The organism is Klebsiella sp. KTE92, assembly GCF_000398905.1.
Taxonomy (GTDB): domain Bacteria; phylum Pseudomonadota; class Gammaproteobacteria; order Enterobacterales; family Enterobacteriaceae; genus Klebsiella; species Klebsiella variicola.
Window position 1 is genome coordinate 4,506,861 of record NZ_KB976100.1, and the last position, 18,238, is coordinate 4,525,098.

General features: G+C 59.0%; 16 protein-coding genes and 1 other RNA gene. 7 read left to right on the plus strand and 10 right to left on the minus strand.

The window, feature by feature from the left end; translation table 11 throughout:
* Positions 1-21: 21 nt before the first annotated feature.
* Genes A1WC_RS04485 through A1WC_RS04475 form a run of 3 tightly spaced genes read left to right on the plus strand, consistent with a single transcriptional unit; the run spans position 22 to position 3,137 of the window.
* Complete coding sequence (locus A1WC_RS04485; protein ID WP_016161819.1) at positions 22-2,031, plus strand: protein-disulfide reductase DsbD family protein; 2,010 nt, start codon at positions 22-24, stop codon at positions 2,029-2,031.
* 1 nt (position 2,032) lies between these two features.
* Positions 2,033-2,644 carry a DsbA family protein gene (locus A1WC_RS04480; protein ID WP_016161820.1) on the plus strand — a complete coding sequence of 204 codons (612 nt, stop codon included), beginning with the start codon at positions 2,033-2,035 and terminating at the stop codon, positions 2,642-2,644.
* Positions 2,634-3,137: a protein disulfide oxidoreductase gene (locus tag A1WC_RS04475; RefSeq protein WP_016161821.1), complete on the plus strand. Its 504-nt coding sequence runs from the start codon at positions 2,634-2,636 to the stop codon at positions 3,135-3,137. The genes A1WC_RS04480 and A1WC_RS04475 overlap by 11 nt, the downstream gene beginning before the upstream one ends.
* A gap of 231 nt (positions 3,138-3,368) precedes the next feature.
* Here A1WC_RS04475 and A1WC_RS04470 read toward each other — a convergent pair whose 3' ends face one another.
* From A1WC_RS04470 to A1WC_RS04435, 8 genes are all read right to left on the minus strand, one after another.
* Complete coding sequence (locus A1WC_RS04470; protein WP_016161822.1) at positions 3,369-4,112, minus strand: SDR family oxidoreductase; 744 nt, start codon at positions 4,110-4,112, stop codon at positions 3,369-3,371.
* A 60-nt stretch (positions 4,113-4,172) separates the two neighbouring features.
* Entirely contained in the window at positions 4,173-7,046 is a 2,874-nt protein-coding gene (gene gcvP / locus A1WC_RS04465) for an aminomethyl-transferring glycine dehydrogenase (RefSeq protein WP_016161823.1), read from the minus strand.
* 204 nt (positions 7,047-7,250) lie between these two features.
* A complete protein-coding gene (gcvH, locus tag A1WC_RS04460) occupies positions 7,251-7,640 on the minus strand; it encodes a glycine cleavage system protein GcvH (RefSeq protein WP_008806439.1) in 390 nt (129 codons plus the stop codon).
* A gap of 24 nt (positions 7,641-7,664) precedes the next feature.
* Complete coding sequence (gene gcvT / locus A1WC_RS04455) at positions 7,665-8,759, minus strand: glycine cleavage system aminomethyltransferase GcvT (protein WP_016161824.1); 1,095 nt, start codon at positions 8,757-8,759, stop codon at positions 7,665-7,667.
* A gap of 422 nt (positions 8,760-9,181) precedes the next feature.
* A complete protein-coding gene (gene ubiI, locus A1WC_RS04450; protein WP_012540581.1) occupies positions 9,182-10,384 on the minus strand; it encodes an FAD-dependent 2-octaprenylphenol hydroxylase in 1,203 nt (400 codons plus the stop codon).
* A 10-nt stretch (positions 10,385-10,394) separates the two neighbouring features.
* A complete protein-coding gene (gene ubiH, locus A1WC_RS04445) occupies positions 10,395-11,573 on the minus strand; it encodes a 2-octaprenyl-6-methoxyphenyl hydroxylase (protein WP_016161825.1) in 1,179 nt (392 codons plus the stop codon).
* Complete coding sequence (pepP, locus tag A1WC_RS04440; RefSeq protein ID WP_008806443.1) at positions 11,570-12,886, minus strand: Xaa-Pro aminopeptidase; 1,317 nt, start codon at positions 12,884-12,886, stop codon at positions 11,570-11,572. Before pepP ends, ubiH begins: the two co-directional genes overlap by 4 nt.
* A 23-nt stretch (positions 12,887-12,909) precedes the next feature.
* Positions 12,910-13,488 carry a YecA family protein gene (locus tag A1WC_RS04435; protein ID WP_008806444.1) on the minus strand — a complete coding sequence of 193 codons (579 nt, stop codon included), beginning with the start codon at positions 13,486-13,488 and terminating at the stop codon, positions 12,910-12,912.
* 166 nt (positions 13,489-13,654) lie between these two features.
* On the opposite strand from A1WC_RS04435, the gene zapA reads away from it, so the two are divergent.
* The 3 genes from zapA to A1WC_RS04425 all read left to right on the plus strand — a co-directional run bounded on the left by zapA (position 13,655) and on the right by A1WC_RS04425 (position 14,904).
* Complete coding sequence (gene zapA / locus A1WC_RS04430) at positions 13,655-13,984, plus strand: cell division protein ZapA (protein WP_004205298.1); 330 nt, start codon at positions 13,655-13,657, stop codon at positions 13,982-13,984.
* A 40-nt stretch (positions 13,985-14,024) separates the two neighbouring features.
* A non-coding RNA gene (ssrS, locus tag A1WC_RS26675) (6S RNA) lies at positions 14,025-14,208 on the plus strand.
* Positions 14,209-14,307: 99 nt separating this feature from the next.
* On the plus strand, positions 14,308-14,904 hold the full coding sequence (locus A1WC_RS04425) for a 5-formyltetrahydrofolate cyclo-ligase (RefSeq protein ID WP_016161826.1): 597 nt from the start codon (positions 14,308-14,310) through the stop codon (positions 14,902-14,904).
* Between the two features lie 83 nt (positions 14,905-14,987).
* Here the strand turns inward: A1WC_RS04425 and serA are convergent, their stop codons facing one another.
* On the minus strand, positions 14,988-16,220 hold the full coding sequence (serA, locus tag A1WC_RS04420; protein ID WP_008806446.1) for a phosphoglycerate dehydrogenase: 1,233 nt from the start codon (positions 16,218-16,220) through the stop codon (positions 14,988-14,990).
* A 269-nt stretch (positions 16,221-16,489) separates the two neighbouring features.
* A complete protein-coding gene (gene rpiA / locus A1WC_RS04415; protein ID WP_008806447.1) occupies positions 16,490-17,149 on the minus strand; it encodes a ribose-5-phosphate isomerase RpiA in 660 nt (219 codons plus the stop codon).
* 167 nt (positions 17,150-17,316) lie between these two features.
* Here rpiA and argP point away from each other — a divergent pair, with 167 nt between their 5' ends.
* Positions 17,317-18,210: a DNA-binding transcriptional regulator ArgP gene (argP, locus tag A1WC_RS04410; RefSeq protein ID WP_008806448.1), complete on the plus strand. Its 894-nt coding sequence runs from the start codon at positions 17,317-17,319 to the stop codon at positions 18,208-18,210.
* The last annotated feature ends 28 nt before the right edge of the window (positions 18,211-18,238 follow it).

An 18,238-nucleotide genomic window follows, 5' to 3' on the forward strand; every position in this document is an offset into this window, starting at 1 on the left:
TATTACTTACGGAGAAAATTTATGTTTATGGTATTCAGGCGACTGCTGGTCTGCCTGCTTTGGCTATGGCTGCCCGTCAGCCAGGCCGCCGATAGCGGCTGGCTGCGCGTCGCCGACAATCAACACGCCAGCGTGCGCCTGCGGGCGCAAAGCGGAAGCAATGGCGACACCCGACTGCTTTTAGACGTAGCGCTGGAAAAGGGCTGGAAAACCCACTGGCGTTCGCCGGGCGAAGGCGGCATCACGCCAGCTATCGCCTGGCACACGCCGCTGGAGGTTAACTGGCGCTGGCCGACGCCGCAGCGCTTCGACGTCGCGGGTATTTCCACTCAGGGGTATCACGGCGACGTCAGCTTCCCGATGACCCTGCGCGGGAAAATACCGCCGACGCTTAGCGGCGTCCTGACGCTCTCTACCTGCAGCAATGTCTGCATTCTCACTGACTACCCCTTTTCGCTGGATATGACGGCTCCGGCGGGGGAGCAATTTAATTACGATTTCACCCGCGCGATGGGCACGCTGCCGCTGCGCGACGGTCTCACCTCGGCGCTTAGCGCCAGCTACGTCAGCGGAAAGCTGACGGTAACTGCCCGCCGCGATGCCGGCTGGCAGCAGCCAGCGCTGTTTATCGACAGCATGGAGGATGTCGATTTCGGCACGCCGAGTTTTACCAGCCGCGGCGATACGTTAACCGCCACCGTACCGGTCACCGATAGCTGGGGCGAAGCGGCGCCGGACCTGAGCGGCAAAACGCTGTCGCTGGTGCTGGCCGATAGCGGCCAGGCGCAGGAAAGCCAAATCGCCGTCGCCGCCGGCAGCGCCGCGGCAGGAGTGGCATTAGGCTGGGTGCTGCTGATGGCGCTGGCCGGCGGGCTTATTCTCAACGTAATGCCGTGCGTGCTGCCGGTACTGGCGATGAAGCTCGGCTCGCTGGTGCAAACCGAACGTCGCGAACGCGGCGCGGTGCGGCGGCAGTTCCTCGCCTCGGTATGCGGGATCGTCGTCTCCTTCCTGGCGCTGGCGCTGATGATGACCGCGCTACGCTTAGGTAATCAGGCGCTCGGCTGGGGGATCCAGTTCCAGAACCCGTGGTTTATCGGCGCGATGGCACTGGTGATGGTGCTGTTCAGCGCCAGTTTATTGGGACTATTCGAAATCCGTCTCTCCTCCAGCGCCAGTACCTTCCTCGCCACCCGCGGCGGCAACGGCTTGATGGGCCATTTTTGGCAGGGCGCCTTCGCCACCCTGCTGGCGACGCCCTGTACCGCGCCGTTCCTCGGTACCGCCGTGTCGGTGGCGCTGGTGGCGCCGTTGCCGCTGCTGTGGGGGATTTTCTTCGCCATGGGGATCGGCATGAGCCTGCCGTGGCTGCTTATTGTCGCCTGGCCGGGGCTGGCGCAACGACTTCCACGTCCAGGCCGCTGGATGAATCATCTGCGCGTGGTGTTGGGGCTAATGATGCTTGGTTCAGCACTATGGCTGGTTAGCCTGCTGACGATCCACATCGGCCGCACGCCGGTGCTTACCCTGCTGGTGATTCTGGCCATCGGCCTGCTATTGGCCACCGCCTGGCGCTACCGCTGGCGTACGGCGCTGCGCGCGGGCGCTCTGGCCATCGTTGTGGCGGGCGCCGTCGCCTTTGTCGTCCAACAGGACGGCCAGGGCCCGCGCCGCGACCGGGTTAACTGGCAGCCGCTCAGCGAGCAGGCTATCGCTAACGGCCTTGCGGAGCATAAACGGGTATTTATTGATGTCACCGCCGACTGGTGCGTGACCTGTAAAGCCAATAAATACAACGTGCTGCTGCGCGACGACATCCAGCAGGCGCTATCAGCGCCAGACGTGGTCGCCTTACGCGGCGACTGGAGCCGACCCTCCGCCGACATTAGTCAGTTTTTAACCGCACGCGGCAACGCCGCGGTGCCGTTTAACCAGATTTACGGACCGGGATTGCCGCAGGGAGAGATCCTGCCTGCGCTGTTAGACCGCGAACAACTTCTCGCCACCCTGTCCGCCGCTAAAGGAAAATAACATGAGAGCTATCACCGCCTTATTACTGCTGTGCGTATCGGCCTTCAGCTTCGCCGCGCCGGCGGAAAAACCGCAATCGAACGGTAATGACCAGTTAGCCCAGCTGCTGTTTAACGATCCGAATAGCCCGCGCACCGGCGCGAAAGAGCCAAAACTCACAATCGTCTCGTTTACCGATTACAACTGTCCTTACTGCAAACAGTTTGATCCGCTGCTGGAAAAAATCGTCCACGATAATCCGGATATTCAGCTCATCGTTAAGCTGCTGCCGTTTAAAGGGCAGAGTTCGGTGAATGCCGCTAAAGCCGCGCTCTCCACCTGGCGTCAGCAGCCCGATAAATTCTGGGCGCTGCATCAGCGGCTGATGGCAAAAAAAGGCTATCACGATGACGCCAGTATCGCCGCCGCACAGAAGAAAACCGCCACCGATGGCGTCAGTATTGATGACAAGACCATGGATTCGCTGAAGATGAACCTGATTTTGTCGCAGGTGCTGAATATTCAGGGCACCCCGGCGACCATCATCGGCGATCAGATGGTGGCCGGCGCGATCCCTGCTGAAGACCTGGAGGGGCTGGTGAAAGAACAGCTGGGGAAAGCCCGTGGCCAGTAAAATCAGGCGCTGGCTGCGCGAGCTGGCGGTGTGGCTGCTGATTGGCGCGGCGGTGAGCCTGGCGGTGGATTATTTTCGCCAGCCCGCGCTGCCGCAAAACGTCAGCGCCACATCGCTGCAGACACTCGACGGCAGGACGCTGGATCTGAACGCCATGAGCCAGCAAAAGCCGCTGCTGCTGTACGTCTGGGCGACCTGGTGCGGAGTCTGTCGCTATACCACGCCGTCGGTGGCATCACTTGCCGCCGACGGCGGCAATGTGCTGACGGTAGCCCTGCGTTCCGGCGATAACGCCGCGCTGGAGAAGTGGCTGACCAAGAAGAAAATGACGCTGCCGACGGTGAATGACCCGAGCGGCCAACTGGCGCGGCAGTGGGACATTCGGGTAACGCCAACGCTGGTAGTCATTTCTCAAGGCGAGGTGAAGTCGGTTACCACCGGCTGGACCAGCGGTTGGGGAATGCGCCTGAGGCTGTGGCTGGCCTCCTGGTAGACCGTCGGTTTCCCCGGCTCGCGCTGCGCTTAGCCGGGCTACGGGTAGGCATCGTTGGGTAGCCCGGATAAGGCGTAGCCGCATGCGGGAAGGTTACCCGGCTCGCGCTGCGCTCAGCCGGGCTACGGGTACGCATCGTTGGGTAGCCCGGATAAGGCGTAGCCGCCATCCGGGAAGGTTACCCTGTAGGCCCGGCAAGCGCAGCGCCGCCGGGCAATAGACATCTACGGGTTATTTACCGCCCGCCAGTTCGAGGAAGCTGCCCGTCACATACGACGCTTTGTCGCTCAGCAGCCAGGCAATGGCCTGAGCGACCTCTTCCGGCTGGCCGCCGCGCTGCATCGGTAGCGAATTTTTTACCCGGTCCACGCGTCCCGGTTCGCCGCCGGAAGCATGCATCTTGGTATAAATCAGCCCCGGACGCACGCCGTTCACCCGGATCCCTTGCGCCGCCACTTCCAGCGCCAGCCCGGTGGTCAGGGTATCTACCGCCCCTTTCGACGCGGCATAGTCAACGTACTCGCCCGGCGCGCCAAGGCGCGAGGCCGCCGACGACACGTTAACTATCGCCCCGCCCTTGCCGCCATGCCGATGCGCCATGCGCTTTACCGCCTCACGACAACAGAGGAAGTAGCCGGTGACGTTGGTGACCAGCACGCGGTTAGTACGCTCAGCGCTCAGGCTCTCCACCGTACATTGGGTAAACAGGATCCCGGCATTGTTGACCAATGCCGTCAACGGTTCGCCCATGCGGTCAACCGCCTCAAACATCGCCATCACCTGCGCTTCATCGCTGATATCCGCCCGCAGCGCCGTGGCTTTGCCGCCAGATTCAACAATGGTATTGACCACTTCGGTGGCGGCGTTAATGTTGTGATGATAATTAACCGCGACGGTATACCCTTCCTGCGCCAGCAGCAGCGCCGTCGCCCGGCCTATGCCGCGGCTCGCGCCGCTAATCAGAGCTATCGCCATACCTTCTCTCCAAAAAATAAAGGCGCCGCAGCGCCTTTAAAAGTTTAGCTAATTCACCACTTACTGGTATTCGCTCATCGGCACGCAGGAGCAGAACAGGTTGCGGTCGCCGTAGACATCATCCAGACGTTTCACCGTCGGCCAGTACTTGTTGTGCAACCCAGCCGGGAATACCGCCAGCTCGCGGCTGTACGGATGGTTCCACTCGCTCACCAGCTCACCCTGGGTGTGCGGCGCGTTCACCAGCGGGTTGTCTTCCAGCGGCCATTCACCGGCTTTGACGCGGTCGATTTCCGCGCGGATCGCCAGCATGGCGTCAATAAAGCGGTCCAGCTCTACCTTGCTTTCCGATTCTGTCGGCTCAACCATCAGCGTCCCGGCAACCGGGAAGGACATGGTCGGCGCATGGAAACCAAAGTCGATCAGGCGTTTAGCAATATCCAGCTCGCTAATGCCGGTCTCTTCTTTCAGCGGACGAATATCGAGAATACATTCGTGCGCCACGCGACCATCGCGGCCGGTATAGAGCACCGGGTAAGCCTCTTTCAGCCGGGTAGCGATATAGTTGGCGTTAAGGATCGCGTTCTGGCTCGCCTGCTTCAGGCCTTCCGCGCCCATCATGCGGATATACATCCAGCTGATCGGCAGAATGGAAGCGCTGCCGAACGGCGCGGCGGAAACCGCGCCCTGACGGGTCAGCATGCCTTCAATCTGTACCACGCTGTGGCCCGGTACAAACGGCGCCAGGTGCGCTTTCACACCGATAGGGCCCATACCTGGACCGCCGCCGCCGTGCGGAATGCAGAAGGTTTTATGCAGGTTGAGGTGCGAAACGTCGGCGCCGATAAAGCCCGGAGAAGTGATCCCGACCTGGGCGTTCATGTTGGCGCCATCGAGATAAACCTGGCCGCCGAACTGGTGCACGATCTCGCACACTTCACGGATGGTCTCTTCATACACGCCGTGGGTTGACGGATAGGTGACCATGATGCAGGAGAGATTCGCCCCTGCCTGCTCTGCTTTTTCACGCAGGTCGGCAAGATCGATGTTGCCGTTTTTGTCGCAGGCAACGACCACGACCTGCATACCCGCCATCTGCGCGGAAGCCGGGTTGGTGCCGTGCGCGGAGCTTGGGATCAGGCAGATATCGCGATGGCCTTCGTTGCGGCTTTCGTGATAGTGGCGAATCGCCAGCAGGCCAGCATACTCGCCCTGCGCGCCGGAGTTCGGCTGCATACAGACGGCGTCATAGCCGGTCAGTTTCACCAGCCAGTCAGAAAGCTGGGCGATCATCTGATGATAACCTTCCGCCTGCTCGACCCGACAGAACGGGTGCAGCTCGGCAAATTCCGGCCAGGTGATCGGGATCATCTCCGCCGCGGCGTTCAGTTTCATGGTGCAGGAGCCCAGCGGGATCATCGCCTGGTTCAGCGCCAGATCTTTACGCTCCAGCGCATGCATGTAGCGCATCATCTCGGTTTCGCTATGGTAGCGGTTAAACACCGGATGGGTGAGGATCGCATCGTCGCGCAGCATCGCCGCCGGGATCGAACGGCTATCCAGCGCCACGTCTTTATCCAGGGTATCGATATCCAGACCGTGATCGTCGCCGACGATGGCGCGGAACAGGTTCAGCACATCTTCGCGGGTGGTCGCTTCATCGAGCGTAATGCCAACCGCGCCATGAATATCGCTACGCAGGTTAATCTGCAGCGCTTCGGCACGCGCCAGCACCGCAGCTTTATCCGCCACTTCCACGCACAGGGTATCGAAGTAGTGCGCATGACGCAGCTTCAGCCCTTTCTTCTGCAGGCCGTCGGCCAGAATATCGGTCAGGCGATGAATGCGGCCAGCGATACGTTTCAGGCCCGCCGGGCCGTGGAATACCGCGTAGAGGCTGGCGATGTTGGCCAGCAGAACCTGCGAGGTACAAATGTTGGAGTTCGCTTTCTCGCGGCGGATATGCTGCTCGCGAGTCTGCATCGCCATGCGCAGCGCGGTATTACCCGCCGCATCTTTCGATACGCCGATAATCCGGCCCGGCATGGAGCGTTTGAATTCATCTTTCGCCGCGAAGAAGGCCGCGTGCGGGCCGCCATAGCCCATCGGCACGCCGAAGCGTTGGGCGGAACCGAAGACAATATCCGCGCCCTGCTTGCCCGGCGCCGTCAGCAGCACCAGCGCCATAAAGTCGGCGGCGACGCTGACAATCACTTTGCGCGCTTTCAGCTCGGCGATCAGTTTGCTGTAATCGTGGATTTCACCGGTGGTGCCCACCTGCTGCAGCAGCACGCCAAAGACATCCTGGTGATCGAGCACTTTGTCGGCGTCATCGACGATCACGTCGAAGCCGAAAGTTTCCGCGCGGGTGCGCACCACGTCCAGGGTTTGCGGATGGACGTCGGCGGCAACGAAGAAACGGTTGGCGTTCTTCAGTTTACTGACGCGTTTGGCCATCGCCATCGCTTCGGCGGCGGCGGTGGCTTCATCGAGCAGCGAAGCGGAAGCGATATCCAGCCCGGTCAGATCCAGCGTGACCTGCTGGAAGTTGAGCAGCGATTCCAGACGGCCCTGGGAGACTTCCGGCTGGTAAGGAGTATAGGCGGTATACCAGCCCGGGTTTTCCAGCATGTTGCGCTGAATGACCGGCGGCAGCTGCACGGCGGTGTAGCCCATGCCGATGTAAGACTTGAAGCGCTTGTTGCGACCGGCAATCGCCTTCAGCTCCGCCAGCGCGGCGAATTCGGTAGTCGCGTCGCCCACCTGCGGTGGGGTCGCCAGCTGGATATCCTGCGGCACAATCTGGCCAATCAGGGCGTTAAGCGAATCCGCGCCGACGGTCTTCAGCATCTCTTGCTGCTGCTGAGCGTCCGGGCCAATGTGACGTTCAATAAAGGCGTCGCGGTTTTCAAGCTGACTTAAAGTCTGAGTCATGAGCGATGGTTCCTGAAACGTGCGGTGAATCGTGATTGTCTGACTGGTTTGCCCGGCAAGCGCTGATGCTTACCGGGCCAGAATACGCAAAATCATTCGCGTTGCAGGAAGGCGGCGACACAGCGACTCCCCGGGAGCTTACAAAAGTAAGTGACCGGGGAGCCAGGAAGCCAACGCCCCTGCAGCGTGAAGGATGAAGCGTATTTATTCGTCTTCTAACAGAGCTTCATAAGCGGTCGCATCCAGCAGCGCGGCAACCTGCGCTTCGTCGCTGGCTTTAATTTTGAAGATCCAGCCGTCGCTGTACGGGTCGCTGTTGACCAGTTCCGGCGAGTCGTTCAGCTCTTCGTTGACGGCAACGATTTCACCGCTAATCGGCGCGTAGATATCAGAAGCCGCTTTCACGGATTCGGCAACGGCGCAATCAGCGCCCGCTTCAACGGTGGCGCCCACTTCCGGCAGGTCAACGAAAACCATGTCGCCCAGCAGCTCCTGCGCATGCTCGGTGATCCCGACGGTATAGGTGCCGTCCGCTTCTTTACGCAGCCATTCGTGTTCTTTGCTGTATTTCAGTTCTGCTGGTACGTTGCTCATCAATTCATCTCCAAAAAAGGGAAATCACACAATGGCTTTGCCATTGCGTACAAAACCAGGTTTAGTCACTTTTACCGGCATTTCACGGTTACGAATTTGCACCACCGCGGTGTCGCCAATCCCGGCCGGTACGCGAGCCAGCGCGATGCTGTAGCCCAGGGTCGGCGAGAAGGTGCCGCTGGTGATAATGCCTTCTTTTTGATTACCGTCGCTATCGGTAAAACGGACCGGCAGGCCGCCGCGCAGGACGCCTTTCTCGGTCATCACCAGGCCAACCAGTTGCTCGGTGCCTTTTTCGCGCTGCATCTCCAGCGCTTCGCGACCGATAAAGTTACGATCGGCGGGCTCCCAGGCGATAGTCCAACCCATGTTCGCCGCCAGCGGCGAGACGCCTTCGTCCATCTCCTGGCCATACAGGTTCATCCCGGCCTCCAGGCGTAGGGTGTCACGCGCGCCGAGACCGCACGGCTTAACGCCGGCATCCAGCAGACCGCGCCAGAAATCAGCGGCCTGCTCGTTCGGCATCGCAATTTCATAGCCCGCTTCGCCGGTATAACCGGTGGTGGCGATAAACAGGTCGCCGGACTGCACGCCAAAGAACGGCTTCATGCCTTCCACGGCCTGACGCTGCGCATCAGTAAACAGCGTCGCCGCCTTCGCTTTCGCCTGGGGGCCCTGCACCGCGATCAGCGACAGATCGTCGCGAACGGTAATTTCAAGGCCGTAAGGTTCAGCTTGCTCGGAGATCCAGGCGAGGTCTTTTTCGCGGGTGGCGGAGTTAACAACGAGGCGGAAATAATCTTCAGAAAGGAAATAGACAATCAGGTCATCGATGACGCCAGCGGAGGCGGTAAGCATTCCCGTGTAGAGCGCTTTGCCTGGGGTGGTCAGCTTCACCACATCGTTGGCCAGCAAATAGCGCAAGAACTCGCGGATCCGGCTGCCGTGGAAATCGACGATGGTCATATGCGACACATCGAACATCCCTGCATCGCCGCGCACCGCATGGTGCTCATCAATCTGGGATCCGTAATGCAGCGGCATCATCCAGCCATGGAAATCCACCATGCGAGCGCCGCATAGCGTGTGTTGTTCATACAACGGAGTCTGTTGAGCCATCTTTTCCTCATCGAATAAAACGGAACCAGCCACGAGATTGTCGGCGATTTTGCGCCACGAAATTCGGCGACGGCACCGCTGACGGACGCCGACGCAAACGTTCTCTTTTGCCTGAACTTACCACCGAACCCGGCGCTAAACCATAAGTTCATTCAGGGCATCACATTAGCTTATGACTAAAATCCGCCGAAAAGCCTACAGAGTTATTGACTGGAAAAAAGCGATTTATGCCACATAAAATTAACATTAAGCTTTCATCGATAAGGCAATGATGGTGTTTTATGCGATTTTACGGGCCTAATTTCTTTAACAAAAAAAAGAGCGCGTTAATAAAACTAATGCGAAAAAAGAGGTGAAATTAGAATATTTCAAATGAGGGAGAAAACCCGGCACGCAGGCCGGGTAAAAGAAGTGTGACGGGGTTAACGTAACCAGGCGGGGAGATCGTTGAGGCCCATCGCCTGACGAATCAGCTGCGGTTTTACGCCAGGCAGCGAATCGGCCAGTTTGAGCCCCATGTCGCGGAGGAATTTCTTCGCCGGATGGCTGCCGGAGAACATTTCGCGGAATCCCTGCATACCCGCCAGCATCAGCGCGGCGCTGTGTTTGCGGCTGCGCTCATAGCGGCGCAGGTACAAATGCTGGCCGATATCTTTCCCCTGCGCATGCAGGCGCCTCAACTCGTCGATAAGCTCGGCGGCGTCCATAAAGCCAAGGTTCACCCCCTGCCCGGCCAGCGGGTGGATGGTATGCGCGGCATCGCCAACCAGCGCCAGACGATGGGCGGCGAACTGACGGGCATAGCGGCCGGTCAGCGGGAAGACTTCACGTTCGCTTGCCAGCTGGCAGAGGCCGAGGCAATTATCGAAGGCGATATTCAGCGCCTGGTTGAAGGTGGCTTCATCAGCCTCCTGCATCCGCTTCGCTTCCGCTGGCGACAGCGACCAGACGATCGAGCACAGGTGCGGATCGCTGAGCGGCAGGAAGGCCAGAATACCCTCGCCATGGAACGCCTGGCGTGCCACCGCCTGATGCGGCTCAGCGGTGCGAATCGTCGCCACCAGCGCATGATGGTGGTAATCCCAGAAGGTCAGCGGAATATCGGCCTTATTACGCAGCCATGAATTCGCGCCATCAGCGCCCACCACCAACCTCGCGGTCAACATGCTGCCGTCCTGCAGGCTGAGAAAGGCTTCGTTTTCACCCCACGCCACCTGCTGTAGTTCCGCAGGCGCCAGCAGGGTGACGTCAGCGCAGCGCTGCGCTTTCTGCCACAATGCGTGATGCACCACGGCATTTTCAATAATATGGCCCAGATGGCTGAAGCCCATACTCTGGTCATCGAAGCTAATGCGGCCGAAGCTGTCTTTGTCCCACACTTCCATGCCGTGATAGCAGCTGGCGCGCTGGGCGACGATCTCGCGCCAGACATCCAGCTTAGTCAGCAACTTTTCGCTGGCGGCATTGATCGCCGAAACGCGCAGCGCCGGCGGCGCATCGGCGGCCAGAGGCTGCGGCGCTGCTTTCTCCAGCACCGCGACGCGCAGGCCGCTGCCCTGTAAACCGCAGGCTACCGCCAGTCCCACCATTCCACCGCCAACAATGGCAACATCAACACTTTGCACGTTTTACTCCTTAACGGGGAACCCAACCGAGGGTACGCTGCGCCAGCGCATCGCGCGCCGGGGTAATTAAGTCCATGGCCATCAGACCGACGTTGCGCCCCGCCACCAGCGGCGCCCAACGGTTGGCAAACAGATGCACCAGCCCATCGGTGACACCGATAGTGGCGGCTTTATCACCTGCCCGCCGTGCCTGGTAGCGGCACAGCAGGGAATAATCGCCCACATCGTCGCGGGCCACGTGCGCATCGGCAAGCATCTCCGCCAGGCTCATCACGTCGCGCAGGCCGAGGTTAAAGCCCTGCCCGGCGATCGGATGCAGCGTCTGCGCCGCATTACCGACCAGCGCAAGGCGATGCGACACCGCACGGGTGGCGGTGGTTAAGGCTAACGGATAGACGCTGCGCTTACCGGCATGGGTAATACGCCCCAGCCGCCAGCCGAATGCCTGCTGTAACGCCTGACAAAAACGTTCGTCAGACCAGCTCTGTACCTCGTCGCGCCGCGACTGCGGATGGCACCACACCAGCGAACAGCGCCCTTGCGACATCGGCAGCATCGCCAGCGGACCATGCTCGGTAAAGCGCTCGAAGGCGCGGCCTTCGTGCGGCAACGCAGTGCTAACGTTAGCAATGATCGCTATCTGCTCATACGGCTGCTGCTGCCAGCTGATGCCGCAGTGAGCGCCCAGCGACGAACGGGAACCGTCCGCCGCCACCAGCAGCTTACCGTTGATGATTTCGCCGCCCTCAAGCGTAAGGCTGACGCTCTCCTCGTGGCGGCTGACCGCTTCCACTTTCGCCGGACAGTGCAGGGTGACGCCCGGCGCCTCGCGCAGCAGGCTAAACAGCCGCTGGCCGACATCGTGGAGTTCAACCACCTGCCCCAGCGCCGACAAGCCGTAGTCGGCCGCCGCCAGGTTCACAAAACCAGCGTGACCACGGTCGCTGACGTGGACCCGCTGGATGGGCGTCGCTCGTTTAGCCAGGGTCTGCCAGATACCAATGCGCGCCAGCTGCTGGCAGGTACCGGCCGCCAGGGCAATTGCCCGATCGTCAAAACCGGGATGGCGTGACGAATGCGGATCCTGCGCCTCAATCAGATGGACCGGCAGGGCGCCGCCGGTCAAACGGGAGATGGCCAGCGCGAGCGTCGCCCCGGTCATCCCGCCGCCGACGATCAGCACGCTCATGACTGGCGCGCCGCCGCCATCAGCGCCTCGATCTCATCCGCCTTCTTCACCACGCTGGCGGTGAGATTTTCGTTGCCGTCTTCGGTAATGACGATGTCATCTTCAATACGAATGCCGATGCCGCGATATTGGGCCGGTACGTCGGCATCGGTGGCGATATACAGCCCCGGCTCGACGGTCAGCACCATTCCCGGTTCCAGTACCCGCGAACGGTCGGTGTCGTAATTACCGACATCGTGCACATCCAGACCCAACCAGTGGCTCAGGCCATGCATAAAGTACGGGCGGTGGGCGTTGTTGGCGATGAGCTCGTCAATCTCGCCTTTCAGGATCCCCAGCCGCACCAGGCCGGTAATCATAATGCGCACCACTTCCTGATTAACTTCATAAATGGAGGTGCCCGGACGATAAAGCTCCAGCGCGGTTTCCAGCGACTCCAGCACGATGTCGTAGATTTCACGCTGCGGTTTGCTGAATTTACCGTTAACCGGGAAGGTGCGGGTGATATCGCCCGCATAGCCGCGGTATTCGCAGCCGGCGTCAATCAGCACTAAATCGCCATCGCGCAGCTCGGATTCGTTTTCGGTGTAGTGCAGAATGCAGCCGTTTTCGCCACCGCCAACGATGGTGTTATAGGACGGGAAACGCGCGCCGTGGCGGTTGAATTCATGGAGAATTTCGCCTTCCAGCTGATACTCGAACATGCCAGGGCGACATTTTTCCATCGCCCGGGTATGGGCAAGGGCGGAAATTTCGCCGGCGCGGCGCATCACTGCCAGCTCTTCCGCAGATTTAAACAGGCGCATCTCATGCACGATGGGCCGCCAGTCGATGACCGAGTTCGGCGCCTGCAGATTCTGGCGCGAGCCTTTGCGCAGTTTTTCGAGGGCGTTAAACACAATCTCATCGGCATAGGCATATTCACCCTGGGCGAAGTAGATAGCATCCAGGCCGTTGAGCAGCTGATACAGCTGCTGGTTGATTTCGCTAAACGCCAGCGCACGATCCACACCGAGCTTCGCCGGCGCGGCATCCTGGCCCAGACGGCGACCGAACCAGATCTCAGCGGTCAGATCGCGAACCCGGTTAAACAGCACGCTATGGTTGTGCGTTTCATCGCTTTTGATCAACACCAGCAGCGCTTCCGGTTCGTTGAAGCCGGTGAAGTACCAAAAATCGCTGTTCTGCCGGTAGGGATATTCCGAATCTGCGCTACGCACCGCTTCCGGTGCAGCGAAAATCAGCGCCGCACTGCCTGGCTGCATCTGCGCCAGCAGCGCCTGGCGACGCGAGAGAAATTCCTGCTGAGTCATGACGCCCCCTGAACGAATTTTAGTTAGTGTAATGTCGGTTTGCGGACTTCCGGTGCGGTTGGCTGCTGACGAGAAAAAGTGTCGTGGCACAGCAGTGCGGCAACGCGGACATACTCGATAATCTCCTCCAGAGACATCTCCAGCTCTTCCTGATCTTCGTCTTCATCGTAGCCCAGTTGGGCAATATTACGCAGATCGTCAATCGCTTCCCCGGTCTCGTCTTTCACTTTATCCAGCTTCGGTTGGCTGACGCCAAGGCCGAGCAGGAAATGGTTGACCCAACCGGCGAGAGCGTCGGCGCGGTCGAAGACGCTTACCGCATCGCCTTCCGGTAGATACAGTTGAAAGAGGAAACCGTCGTCATCCAGTGAATCGCTGATGGCGGAATGCATGTTACGCAGCGCCTGGGCCAGTTCATGACCAAAGGCGAGCCCTTCGTTGGTCAGGTCGTGCACCAGCGGCAGCCAGCTGCTGTCCGTGTTGCCGCCGCACAGCAATCCGCTGATCAAACCGTGCATTTCGGCTGGGGTGAGGCCGACCCCTTGTTGGTTCAGTAACTGGTCTACATCGTTGTAACCAGGCATTTCGTTCTGTATAGACATGCGCATTCGTCATCGTTGGGAGGAATATTCATGATATGCTACCACTTTGGACCCTGGTGAACCAGAAAAGGGCTTGTATCCCTGCACCAGGGTAGCTATAGTGTCGCCCCTTCGCAGACCCAGGCTCGGATGTGAAGGCAGCGCAGTCAATCAGCAGGAAGGTGGCATGTCTGCACAACCCGTAGATCTCCAAATTTTCGGCCGTTCACTGCGAGTGAATTGCCCGCCTGAACAAAGGGATGCCCTGAATCAGGCAGCTGAAGACCTTAATCAGCGGTTGCAAGATTTAAAAGAACGCACTAGAGTCACAAATACTGAGCAGCTGGTCTTCATCGCCGCGTTGAACATCAGCTATGAGTTGACTCAGGAAAAAGCGAAGACCCGCGACTACGCTTCGAGCATGGAGCAGCGCATTCGGATGCTTCAGCAGACCATTGAACAGGCATTGCTTGAGCAAGGTCGCATAAGCGAAAGACCAGGGTCAAAGTTTGAATAACACTTTGCAGTTAACTGTGTTAGAGTAATTCCAGAACAAAATTTCTCTGAGATGTTTGCAAGCGGGCCAGTCCCCTGAGCCGATATTTCATACCACAAGAATGTGGCGCTCCACGGTTGGTGAGCATGCTCGGTTCGTCCGAGAAGCCTTAAAACTGTGACGACACATTCACCTTGAACCAAGGGTTCAAGGGTTACAGCCTGCGGCGGCATCTCGGAGATTCCCTTCTTTAGTTCGCATTATCCCAACACTCCTGTTTTCGGCTGCTGCCGCCCTGTATTACACTTCCTCGTACTGTTTCGCTTGCTCGTAATGAGACCTGTATGACCCTACAGCCTGATATCCCGCTCTCCAGACAGCATATTCGCCAGCAGATCCGCGAGCGTCGCCGCGCGCTCAGCCCGGAGCAACAGCGCCTGTTTGCCCAACAGGCCGCGGAGCGGATGATGGCCTGGCCGCCGGTCATACTCGCTCATACCGTGGCGCTGTTCCTCTCCTTTGACGGCGAGCTGGACACCCAGCCGCTGATCGACCAGCTCTGGCGCGCCGGCAAGCGGGTGTATCTCCCGGTGCTGCATCCGTTTAGCCCCGGAAACCTGTTGTTTTTACACTACCATCCTCAGAGCCAACTGATAGTGAATCGCCTGAAAATCCGCGAACCGAAGCTCGATGTGCGGGACGTGCTGCCGCTCGCTGAACTCGATGTGCTGGTGACCCCGCTGGTGGCCTTCGATGTCAGTGGTCAGCGGCTGGGGATGGGCGGCGGTTTTTACGACCGTACGCTGCAAAACTGGCAGCAGTATCGCCTGCAGCCGATAGGCTACGCGCACGACTGCCAGCAGGTGGATAGCCTGCCAAGTGAAGAGTGGGATATCCCGCTGCCGGCGGTGATCACCCCGGGAAAAACCTGGTGTTGGTAGGTACGCGAGGACGAGAATTTCAGCCTGGAAAGTATTAACAAAAAAACGGGCAGGTACGCGACCTGCCCGAGAGGCAAAAATGATTAGAACAGCAGACGGGCGCGGATAGTCCCCGGGATCGCTTTCATTGCCTGCAGCGCCTGCTGGGCAACATCTTCTTCCGCTTCAATATCAATAACCACGTAACCCATCTGCGGCGACGTTTGCAGATACTGCGCGGCAATGTTGATGCTCTGCGCGGCGAAGATCTGGTTGATGGCGGTCAGGACGCCCGGCCGGTTCTCATGGATATGCAGCAGACGGCGGCCGCCATGCAGCGGCAGAGAAACTTCCGGGAAGTTAACTGCCGACAGGGTTGACCCGTTGTCAGAGTACTTCGCCAGCTTGCCAGCCACTTCCAGACCGATGTTCTCCTGCGCTTCCTGGGTCGAACCGCCGATATGCGGAGTCAGGATCACGTTATCAAACTCGCACAGCGGCGAAGTGAAGGGGTCGCTGTTGGTGGCGGGTTCTGTCGGGAAGACGTCGATAGCCGCCCCGGCCAGATGCTTACTCGCCAGCGCATCGCATAGCGCCGGAATATCCACCACGGTACCGCGGGAGGCGTTGATCAGCAGCGCGCCCGGCTTCATCAGCGCCAGCTCTTCCGCACCCATCATGTTTTTGGTGGAGGCGTTTTCCGGCACGTGCAGGCTGACCACATCGCTCATGTTCAGCAGGTCGGAGAGATGCTGAACCTGGGTGGCGTTGCCGAGCGGCAGTTTATTTTCAATATCATAGAAGAAGACATGCATCCCCAGCGATTCCGCCAGAATGCCGAGCTGGGTACCGATATGGCCGTAACCGATAATCCCCAGTTTCTTGCCGCGCGCTTCAAAGCTGCCGACCGCCAGCTTATTCCATACACCGCGATGCGCCTTGGCGTTGGCTTCCGGCACGCCGCGCAGCAGCAGCAGCAGCTCACCGATGACCAGCTCGGCCACCGAACGGGTATTCGAGAATGGCGCGTTAAACACCGGAATACCGCGCTTCGCGGCGGCGTTCAGATCGACCTGGTTGGTACCGATGCAGAAGCAACCCACGGCAACCAGTTTTTCCGCCGCGGCGAAAATCTCTTCAGTCAGATGGGTACGGGAACGCAGGCCGATGAAATGGGCATCACGGATCGACGCTTTCAGCTGTTCGGAGTCCAGCGCGCCTTTATGAAATTCAATGTTGGTGTAACCTGCTGCGCGAAGGCTATCGATTGCCTTTTGATGCACACCTTCAACCAGCAGAAATTTAATCTTGTCTTTTTCCAGTGATACCTTAGCCATTTCCCCGTCCTGTTTTGTCTTAACTGATGTCGTGCTGAACGAAAGTTCGTCTCAGCAACATATCAAAAAAAACTATCGCGGCAATATGAACGTTTGCGTCGCCGTCCTGAAGAAATGTCATCCAGAGGGAAATGACAGGACAAAACACCAGAAAGAAGATTAATGGTAGCGTGTTAATCAGAATGGTTGCATAAATGTGACAGAAGTCACCAAATTGCACCAGGTGAAAAAATATTTGCGAGGGAGCCGACTGGCTCCCTGCGGACAGACTATTTTACGATGGTTTTCACGCCATCGGCCGTACCGATCAGTGCCACGTCGGCCCCGCGGTTGGCGAACAGCCCTACGGTCACGACGCCAGGGATGCCGTTGATGGCATTCTCCAGCGCGACAGCATCAAGAATTTCCAGGCCATGCACGTCCAGGATGACGTTGCCGTTATCGGTCACCACGCCCTGACGGTACTCCGGACGACCGCCCAGCTTGACCAGTTGACGCGCGACGGCGCTGCGCGCCATCGGAATGACTTCAACCGGCAGCGGGAATGCGCCGAGAATATCAACCTGCTTGGAGGCATCGGCGATGCAGATAAATTTATCGGCGACCGAAGCGATGATCTTCTCACGGGTCAGCGCCGCGCCGCCGCCTTTGATCATTTGCATATGGCCGTTGATCTCATCCGCGCCATCAACATAGATCCCCAGGCGATCGACGCTGTTGAGATCGAAGACGGGGATCCCGAGGCTTTTGAGCTTTTCGGTAGAGGCATCGGAGCTGGAGACCGCGCCTTCAATCTGCCCCTTCATCGTGCCCAGCGCGTCAATAAAATGGGCCGCCGTCGAGCCGGTACCTACGCCGACAATGGTCCCTGGCTGTACGTATTGCAGCGCCGCCCAACCTACTGCTTTTTTCAGTTCATCCTGCGTCATAATTATGGTCCGAGATGTGAATGCCTGTGGCGCATTATAGAACATCGACAGTGGAAATGTCCCTGCGATGCAGATCACACAACTGAGCAGACCAATTTCGTCTGTATCAAATAAAAATTTATGTCATAGTGCGAGATAACGATTAGTTATGGGGGCACGCCAGAATAATGAAACGACCGGACTACAGGACACTACAAGCGCTGGATGCGGTGATTAGGGAACGAGGATTTGAGCGCGCCGCGCAGAAGCTATGTATTACCCAGTCCGCCGTCTCACAGCGTATTAAGCAGCTGGAAAATATGTTCGGTCAACCGCTGCTGGTGCGCACCGTGCCGCCACGCCCCACCGAGCAGGGGCAAAAGCTGCTGGCCCTGTTACGCCAGGTTGAACTGCTGGAAGAAGAGTGGCTGGGCGACGAGCAGACCGGCTCCACGCCGCTGCTGTTGTCGCTGGCGGTGAACGCCGACAGTCTGGCCACCTGGCTGCTGCCGGCGCTGGCCAATGTTCTGTCAGACTCCCCTATTCGTCTTAACCTGCAGGTGGAAGATGAAACCCGCACCCAGGAGCGCTTGCGCCGTGGGGAAGTGGTGGGCGCAGTGAGTATCCAGCCGCAGGCGCTGCCAAGCTGTCTGGTGGATCAGCTCGGCGCGCTCGATTACCTGTTTGTCGCCTCAAAAGAGTTTGCGCAACGCTATTTCCCGAACGGCGTGACGCGTTCTGCGCTGCTGAAAGCGCCGGTCGTCGCCTTTGATCATCTGGACGATATGCATCAGGCGTTCCTGCAGCAAAACTTCGACCTGCCGCCGGGTAGCGTCCCCTGCCACATCGTTAACTCATCAGAAGCCTTCGTGCAGCTGGCGCGCCAGGGCACTACCTGCTGTATGATCCCGCATCTGCAAATCGAAAAAGAGCTGAAAAGCGGCGAGCTTATTGACCTCACGCCCGGTCTGTTCCAGCGTCGTATGCTGTACTGGCACCGCTTTGCGCCGGAAAGCCGCATGATGCGCCGGGTGACCGATGCGCTTATTGATTACGGCCACAAAGTGCTGCGTCAGGATTAAATCCCCGGCATAAAAAAAGCCACTTCCC